This window comes from Moorella naiadis (nom. illeg.) (assembly GCF_051020825.1).
GTDB classification, from domain to species: Bacteria; Bacillota; DSM-521; order Neomoorellales; family Neomoorellaceae; genus Neomoorella; species Neomoorella naiadis.
Genome location: NZ_JAXGFQ010000061.1, coordinates 1 through 3,408, shown reverse-complemented (window position 1 = coordinate 3,408; position 3,408 = coordinate 1). Strand labels below are relative to the sequence as shown.

Below are 3,408 nucleotides of genomic sequence, written 5' to 3'. Positions count from 1 at the left end.
AAAGGCAAGGGTATGGCCCTGCGCCTGGGTCTCCAGGGTGACGCCTGCCTGGTTTTAATGCAGGACGGCCGGATTACTGAGGTCCTAGACCTAGGTGGATTGACCCCGGAACTTATTGAAGCCCGGATCAGGCAGTTGGCGGCCTGAGTCAGCAGCTACTAAAGGCGCCGTAAAGCCCCCCGGCTTTAGCCACGGGGAGGCTCTAGATGGACGACAGACTAAGTAAACGTTATAGCAAACTTTTCGCTTGGCCCCGGAAGGAGATTCCGGGGTTTTTTGCTGAGCAACCTCAGTCGCTGCCGTGACGGAATAGCCAGGCCCGCAGTTCCTCCAGTTTTTCCCCTCTGGGCATGGCAGAGCCCCCGCTCTTCTTCAAGCTGGACCCACGCCAGGCGCTGTAGTTACACGACATGTTTTATAGATCGGGCCGGAAAGCCTTCTGGTGCCTACATTTAAGGCACTCCTATGTGCCTTCGAACTGTCGAACTCGGGCAGTAGATAGTTTTGCTGTAGACAATCTGTTGCAACACCCAGCGGTAATAAAACTGCTCAGGAAGGCCCGTACCTATACAACCAAAAAGCTAGGCGGTTACGGGGAATACTGTGATAAAGTGCTGGCTGCTCTGGCCGGGAATAACTGTGCGACGCCGGAAGACCTGGCTTTAAGTCAGGGGTTAGGGAGCGCTCAGTCGGTATATCGAATACGGGTGGCCTTAAAGTTTTTGGTTAAACTGGGTCTTTGCAGGGAAGAGGCAGGGATTTACAGTCTGGATACAGAAAAGCTTACTAAGGTTGTAAAGATGTACAAGCCCCGGCAGAAAACATGGGGGCAGGGATCTGATGCCTACTGAGCCTCCCCGACCCTGCGGGACTCTTTGGCACTCAAAAAGATTTCTCCTCTCATAGTGACATTTTCTCAGTCCGCTTATAGGGTGACAATATCACTGTCCGATGACACATCAGCCAAGTTGTTTGTTGACAAATGGCAGGGTCAGAGCTAAAATTAATATTTGGGTTCCAAAATATACGGGAGGCAAAAGGCGTTGGTCGGCCAGGCGGAGGTAACCAAGGAGCTGGAGTACTTACTGCGGCAAATAAACCACCTGATGAACCATTACACCGGGAGTTACTTAAGTGACAGGGGGTTGACCATGGCCCGCTTCTGGGTCTTGAGCAACCTGCCGCCAGAGAAAAGCTGACCATGGGGGAATTGCAGCGACGGCTCCTGCTGGCTCCGGGGACGGTTACCGGCCTGGTAGACGGCCTGGTGGCCGAAGGTCTGGTCCGGCGCTGGCGGGATGAAAATGACCGCCGCCTTGTTTTCCTCGACCTGACTACGACCGGGGAGGAGTTCCTGGCGGGGATTCTAGATTTCCGTTCCGATGTTCTGGCCAGGGCCATGGCCGGGCCGGACGAAACCCAAGCCCTGGATGCAGGGCAGCTGAATGCTGCCCTGCGGGTAATCCTCACCAATTTAAGAAAGCAATGTAAAGGAGAAAGAGAGAGATGCTGGCTCGAACCAAGGAAAATTATAAGTGGTATGCCCTTTCTTGTACCACCCTGGGTGCCCTGCTATCAGTTCTCAATAGTAATACCCTGCTGATCGCTCTCCCGGCTATTGCCAGGTCGCTACATGCCTCCATGGAAACTATTATTTGGACCTTGATGATCTATATGCTGGCGGTGACGGTCCTGGTGCCGGCCATCGGCCGGGTGGCGGATATCATCGGCCGGAAGAAGCTCTATGTCAGCGGCTTCGCCCTTTTTACCCTGGCCTCCCTGCTATGCGGCCTGGTGCAAACAGGGGGCCAGCTGGTGGCGGCACGTTTTATCCAGGCGGTTGGCGGTTCCCTGATGCTGGCCAACAGTACGGCCATTGTCACGGACGTCTTCCCCAGGCAACAACTGGGCCGTGCCCTGGGGATCAATAGTATGGTTATTGGTGCTGGGGCGGTAATCGGTCCCATCTTGGGCGGGATCCTAACGGCCTGGCACTGGCGCTGGGTATTTTTCTTTAATGTACCCCTGGGAATAATTGGCACCATATGGGCGGCCATCCAGCTTCGGGAAATAATCGAACTACCTAAAGGCCAGCGCTTTGATTGGCTGGGGACTACGATCTTTACCATTGGTTTTACCCTCATCCTCCTGGCCCTGACATTTGGGGATATGGTCGGCTGGCACACGACCTGGATAGTAGCCAGCCTGGTGCTTGGCAGTTTACTCATGGTGCTGTTCATTTATATAGAAAACCGCGTCGACCAGCCTATGCTGGATCTGTCCCTTTTCCGGCGGCGGCTGCTGGCGGCAGCCTACACCAGTAACCTTTTAAATGGCATTGCCCGCGGGGCAGTCACCTTTTTGCTGATCTTCTTTTTCCAGGGCATCTGGGGTATTGACCCCCTGTGGGCCGGCATCTTATTAACTCCCTTTGCCCTGGCGATGATGATCGTAGCGCCGGTGAGCGGTATCCTGTCCGATCGCTATGGCTCCCGGGAGCTCAGCAGCCTGGGCCTGGCCGTATCGGCCATAGGGCTTTATGGCCTTACCAGGCTGCAGGTTAATACTTCCATGGCGGTGGTTATCACCTGGATGGTCGTTATGGGCCTGGGGTCCGGGTTTTTCTTTTCGCCCAATACCAACGCTATTATGGGGGCCGTCTCCGCTGAGCGCCGCGGCATAGCCGCCGGCACCAGGACGATGATGAATAACGCCGGGATGGTAATCAGCATTGCCCTGGGCCTGGCCATGACCGCTGCCAGTATGACGCCGGCCGCCATGCAGGGGCTTTTCGCCGGTACCCAGGTGGGTTCCCAGGGTATCGTCATCCAGGAGTTTATTAACGGCCTGCACCGGGCTTTCTGGCTGTCTTTTATCATTAGCATCGTGGCCGCCATCGTAGCCCTCATGCGCGGCCATCATGAGGTTTACTGTCGGGGAATAGGTTCCGGTTCGAATAAAGCCTGATGGGAAGAGTTCTTAGGGTTATACAGGGTTAATATTTCCTGGAAAACTTCTAGAAAGACGATTGCAAAATTGCCGGCAAAGGACCGCGCGGCTCCGGCAAGTTATAATAACAAGGCCCGCCCCGGTGGATAAGGCGGGCCTTTTCCTAAATTTACGGCCAGCAAAAAATCACTGTTCCAGCTGTTTCTTCAACATGGCGAGCTCTTCCGGGGCAAGCCCCGTGGCTTTGATGATGGTTTCAATATCTACGTTTAACAGGAGCAGATTTCGGGCTACTTCCCGTTTGCCCTTCAGTTCACCTTCAAGTTCGCCTTCCAGTTTTCCTTCCATTTTTCCTTCCATCTTGCCTTTCAACAAAGCCTGTTGCTGCATCTCTTCCAGGGTCAATTCCAGGTTGTAAATCATCCGTTCCACCTCCCAGGGATTGCTTGCGTCCAGGAT

General features: G+C 54.5%; 4 protein-coding genes. 3 read left to right on the top strand and 1 reads right to left on the bottom strand.

All coding sequences use genetic code 11. From position 1 onward, the window contains the following. The first annotated feature begins 1,043 nt into the window (after positions 1-1,043). Genes SDD30_RS17145 through SDD30_RS17135 form a run of 3 tightly spaced genes read left to right on the top strand, consistent with a single transcriptional unit; the run spans position 1,044 to position 2,967 of the window. Positions 1,044-1,199: a winged helix DNA-binding protein gene (locus SDD30_RS17145; RefSeq protein ID WP_434076146.1), complete on the top strand. Its 156-nt coding sequence runs from the start codon at positions 1,044-1,046 to the stop codon at positions 1,197-1,199. Positions 1,200-1,201: 2 nt separating this feature from the next. Then, positions 1,202-1,603 carry a MarR family winged helix-turn-helix transcriptional regulator gene (locus SDD30_RS17140; RefSeq protein ID WP_434076145.1) on the top strand — a complete coding sequence of 134 codons (402 nt, stop codon included), beginning with the start codon at positions 1,202-1,204 and terminating at the stop codon, positions 1,601-1,603. Further along, on the top strand, positions 1,507-2,967 hold the full coding sequence (locus SDD30_RS17135) for an MFS transporter (RefSeq protein ID WP_434076144.1): 1,461 nt from the start codon (positions 1,507-1,509) through the stop codon (positions 2,965-2,967). The genes SDD30_RS17140 and SDD30_RS17135 overlap by 97 nt, the downstream gene beginning before the upstream one ends. Before the next feature lie 168 nt (positions 2,968-3,135). Here the strand turns inward: SDD30_RS17135 and SDD30_RS17130 are convergent. Further along, on the bottom strand, positions 3,136-3,408 hold a 273-nt coding region (locus SDD30_RS17130; protein ID WP_494517279.1), incomplete at its 5' end, for an Rpn/YhgA-type helix-turn-helix domain-containing protein.

Excerpts from the sequence above, each read along its gene's own strand:
- SDD30_RS17140 (WP_434076145.1), top strand. The coding sequence starts at position 1,202 with ATGGGGGAATTGCAGCGACGGCTCCTGCTGGCTCCGGGGACGGTTACC.
- SDD30_RS17135 (WP_434076144.1), top strand. The coding sequence starts at position 1,507 with ATGCTGGCTCGAACCAAGGAAAATTATAAGTGGTATGCCCTTTCTTGT.